Raw genomic sequence first — 4,370 nt, 5'->3', positions numbered from 1 at the left:
CCACCGGAAAGGAATAGCCCTTCCGGGACCTCGGCGGTGATCAATGCCGCCGCCGCTTTTGCCAGTCCCCGGACCACCCGATCGGGACGCACTGTCGACCCGGCGTCGATGATTGGTTTGAGGCAAAGAATCAAGCTGCCGCTTGACCATGCATCCACCAGTCCGGCACTATGGAGTACTTGCTGTGAGGACCCCTCGCTGGATGTCAACACGAATGGGTCAAGCATTTGGCAGGCCCAGCTGGCAGACCGGGTCAGCATCGCGACCTGATCCGCCAGCACCCGGGATGACGAGCCGCAGACAAACAGCCATTTGGCGATACTCGGCCGATCCGCTGCCGCGAGGGACGGTAGATCCCGCGCCATGATTCGGGCGAGGCTGCCGGCCAAGCCGGCGGACCCGACCAGCAGGATCCGTTCAACGTGCTCACGGGCGAGGTTGGCCACGGCGTCCAAATGGGCGGTATGCACGGCATCAAAGGTCAACAGCCGGCAGCCTTGGCGCATTAGCCGGTGGACTCGCTCTGCCATGCTGGCAGAACCTTCTTCTATACAGGCCAGATCGACATGCCCCACCGGCATCTGGCTTTGGGTGGACAGAAGGACCGGAAGTCGTGATTCGCGCACCGGACAAAGGGGATCTCGGCCGATTTCGGTTTCGGCGACCGGCACCCCGTAGACCCGGTGGACACCGTTGACGGTTGTGCGTCCCTGCTGGGGAAGCGCCGGCGCGACAAAACTGGCGGCGGCATTGGTCGTCTGCAGCAAGGCGTCGATTTCCGCACCCACGTTTCCCCGCAGACAGGAATCAATTTTCTTGTAGACCCGTCGGGGAGCAAGGCTGCAGACGATTTCGCCCGTCGCGCGAACCCGCGCAGTCGCCGTGGCCGCATCCACATTGCGCGTATCGGTGAAAAGGGCAAGTCCCGCAGATTGAATAACGGTGGTAAAAGCGCCTTCAGCAGCACTGGCCATGTGAATCGGGCCGACTACCGGGCAGAATTGCACCCCGGTATCGGCGGCGCCGGTGATGTCGTCCGCAATGACGGCGATCTGGAGCACACGGTTCATCATTTCCCGCGGGATTCGAAGGCCGGGATGGGCAACATGTCCGGCGCGTGGGTAAGAACGCTCAACCGCGCTTCAGGACCCTGGCGACGCAAGGCTTCGGCCACAGCCGCATCAATACTGTCGGCATGGGTGTGCCCTAATCGCGCCTTGTCCGCGGCAGGAATGCCCGGGGAATACATGACTACCGAAGCCTTCTCCCTCACCATGGCCCATGCAGTGGCCAGGGCCGCTGCCACCCCGTTCTTAATCCGGCCTTCACGATAGGCGGCTTTGATTTCCTTGGATGACCAGGCGGTAAAATCCAGCAGGTCCGTGTGCACGGGGCTGACCCCTTCGGGTGCAGGCGTGCAGACGATAATGGTCCCACCTGCCCGTACCATCCGCTGGGCTGGGTATTGCGATTTGTGGGACTGCCAGAAGTCCAGATCGCAGGGATACGAGTTGGCCAGGACGATGTCCGGCGTTTCGTGGTAGGCCACGCCGTATATGTCCGTCGCCATTTTCACGCCAGCCTTGAACGCCGCGCGCATGTCACCGAAAAAAACGCCCACCACACCGCCCTGGCTGTCCATGACGACGTTGAAGATGGTGTGCATGCCCACCCGGTCGGCCATGTCGTCCATATCGCGCCGCACCGGGTTGTCGGCGATACCCAGGAAGGAGTCGCCACCGCCGCTGCAGGAAAGCAGGTGAGTTTCCGCCGTGGTCCGGGCGCCGCAAACGCCTGGCTGGATGATCTTCGAGGAGCCTGAAAATCCGGGAATATGGTGGGGAACGATGGCACCCAGGCCGATCACCACATCGGCCTCGGCCACAGCTCGGTTCACCAGCAACGGCGTGCCCTGGTTGGAGGTGCCCAGATCCACCAGTGCCTCGGGGTCCCGCCATTCATGATTGAAAACGTGGATGCGACGGTAAATGTGGTCACCCACCTTGGCTTTGATCTCGGCGTCCGTCATGTAGCGGTGGGTTCCCAGAGCCATGATGCAACCGACGTGGTCGTCAGGAATCCCGGCCTTGTTCAGGCGATCGAGCAGGGCAGGGATGATTCGGTCCGCCGGGGTCAGGCGGGTATTGTCGTCGCTGACGATGATGACCCGGTCACTGGCCTTGACCCAGTTTTCCAACGGTTCCTGACCGATCGGCACGTCCAGGGCGGCATCGATCGCCCGTTCCAGATCGCTCACGGGCGTCGACGGCTTAGGGCTCAATATCTCAGCCAGGCTGCGATCGGGCACGCCAAAGGTTACCGGGTTGCCGTCAAAGGGTATGGTCACAGTAGCCATGGGCGTCAATCTCCATAGAGGTTCGGGATAAACATGACAATGTCGGGTATATAGGTCATTAACAGCAGCACCCCGATCATGACCGTCAAAAAGGGCAGAATGAACTTGATGATTTCAGAGAGTTGAATCTGGGCGATATTGCACGAAATGAACAGGCAAATCCCCAACGGCGGGGTGAGCATGCCGATGGCCAGGGCGGTGACCATGATGACACCGAAATGCACGGGGTCGATGCCGAACTGCTGGATCACCGGCAGAAAAACCGGGGTTAGAATAATCAACGACGCCGAGGTCTCCATAAATGTCCCCACCACCAGCAGGCAAATGAGGATCAGGGCGTAGAGCACCGCCGGGGAGCTGGTCAGGCTGACCAGGTAGGCAGCCACATTCTGCGGCACCCGCTCGGCGGTCAGTATCCACCCGAAAATATTGGCCGTGGCGATGAGCAACATCACCGTCGAGGTTGAAATGGCCGCTTTGGCGAGAATTTTCGGCAGGTCACGGATTCTAAGCTCGCGGTATACGCCGAAGCCGACAATCGCTCCGTAAACGGCTGCCACCACGGCGGCTTCGGTGGGAGTGAAGATGCCGCCAAGAATCCCGCCCAATATGATCAACGGCATCAGCAGCGCCCAGAAGGCCCCGAAAAAGGTACGCCCGATGGCCTTTACACCGAGAAAGGTTTCCCGTTCATAGCCGGCGCGCTTGGCCAAAAAATAACTGACCGCCATCAAGCTGCCCCCGATCAGTGCACCGGGGATGAAGCCGCCCAGAAACATCTTGCCGATGGAGACGCCGCCCACGACACCAAAAATGATCATGGGGATGGAAGGGGGGATAATGACGCCGATGGATCCGCCGGCGGCCTGCACCGCGGCGGCAAACCCCTTGTGATACCCCTTGCGGATCATTGCCGGGATGGACACCGCGCCCACGGCAGCGGTGTCCGCCGCCGCCGCTCCGGAGATGCCGGCGAAAAACATGGCCGCCACGACGGCCACCATGGCCAGCCCACCGGCGACAAACCCCACCAGTGCATGGGCGAAATCGAACAGCCGGCGGGAAATTCCTCCCGACTCCATCAATTCACCGGCCAGCATGAAGAAAGGAATGGCCATCAACGGAAAGGAATCGGCGCCGGTAAACAGCCGCTGGGCCGCCAGGGTCAATGGCAAGCTGGAGGCGAATTGCAGCGTCGCCACCGACGCCACCCCCAATGAGAAGGCTATTGGCACACCCAAGGCGAAGCAGATCAGCAGGGACACGAACAATACGGCGGTCATATGCGCACCTCCCGATCCAGTGTGCGGTTCTGGAGGGCGGCCACCATGATGCGCAACGAGTTGATCAGCATGAAAATCCCGCCCACCGGCACGGCCATGTACGGGTAGCGCATGGAGATATGCATGGAGGCAGACTCCTGAAACTGGATGATCCCTAATATCTTGAAACCCCAGTAGATGATCATGAGCAAAAAGATCTGGATGATCAGATTAACCAGTACGACCACCCATCGATAGGCCTCGGGAGGAAGCAGTTTATCCATCAGATCGATACCCAGATGGGCCTGGTAGCGAACCCCGGCGGCAGCCCCCATAAAGGAGATCCAGACGAACAGGTAGCGCCCGGCTTCCTCGGACCAGGAGAGCGGGTCGTTCAGTATAAAACGATACCAGACCTGGGCTGAGATGATGACCACCATTCCGGCCATCAATAGTGCCAGAAACCAGTTGATACAGCGGTCCATGATGTCGAAAACAGTCTTGAAAAACACGGCGGCCACCTTTTATCGGGGTTAGACAGTGTCCAATGGCAGTGTCCGGGAGCTGCCGACCCGGTCGTTGCAGACCGGGCCGACGATTAACGCTTCAGTTTGCTTTCCGGCGTGTTATTTGGCTGCTGCGATAGCTGCGTCGATGAGTTTTTGGCCCTCTGCGGCATCGCCGCCGCCGATGGCTTTGATCACCGACGGATTGCTGTATACGGAGGCGACAGCCTTGGCAAAAGGTGCCTT

4 protein-coding genes are annotated in these 4,370 nt (G+C 60.2%); all 4 read right to left on the bottom strand.

From position 1 onward, the window contains the following. Positions 1-1,070, bottom strand: a 1,070-nt coding sequence (locus ABYV26_RS21770) for a four-carbon acid sugar kinase family protein (protein ID WP_372683462.1), incomplete at its 3' end; no start/stop codon positions are given. Then, complete coding sequence (larA, locus tag ABYV26_RS21765; RefSeq protein WP_372683461.1) at positions 1,070-2,356, bottom strand: nickel-dependent lactate racemase; 1,287 nt, start codon at positions 2,354-2,356, stop codon at positions 1,070-1,072. The genes ABYV26_RS21770 and larA, both read right to left, overlap by 1 nt. A gap of 5 nt (positions 2,357-2,361) precedes the next feature. Beyond that, a complete protein-coding gene (locus tag ABYV26_RS21760; RefSeq protein ID WP_372683460.1) occupies positions 2,362-3,639 on the bottom strand; it encodes a TRAP transporter large permease in 1,278 nt (425 codons plus the stop codon). After that, positions 3,636-4,130, bottom strand: a complete 495-nt coding sequence (locus tag ABYV26_RS21755; protein ID WP_372683459.1) for a TRAP transporter small permease — start codon at positions 4,128-4,130, stop codon at positions 3,636-3,638. The genes ABYV26_RS21760 and ABYV26_RS21755 overlap by 4 nt, the downstream gene beginning before the upstream one ends. Between the last annotated feature and the right edge of the window lie 240 nt (positions 4,131-4,370).

Source organism: Desulfosarcina sp. (assembly GCF_041551955.1).
Classification (GTDB): Bacteria; Desulfobacterota; Desulfobacteria; order Desulfobacterales; family Desulfosarcinaceae; genus Desulfosarcina.
The sequence above is the reverse complement of the archived record's forward strand: the minus strand, read 5'-3'. Positions and strand labels throughout refer to the sequence as shown.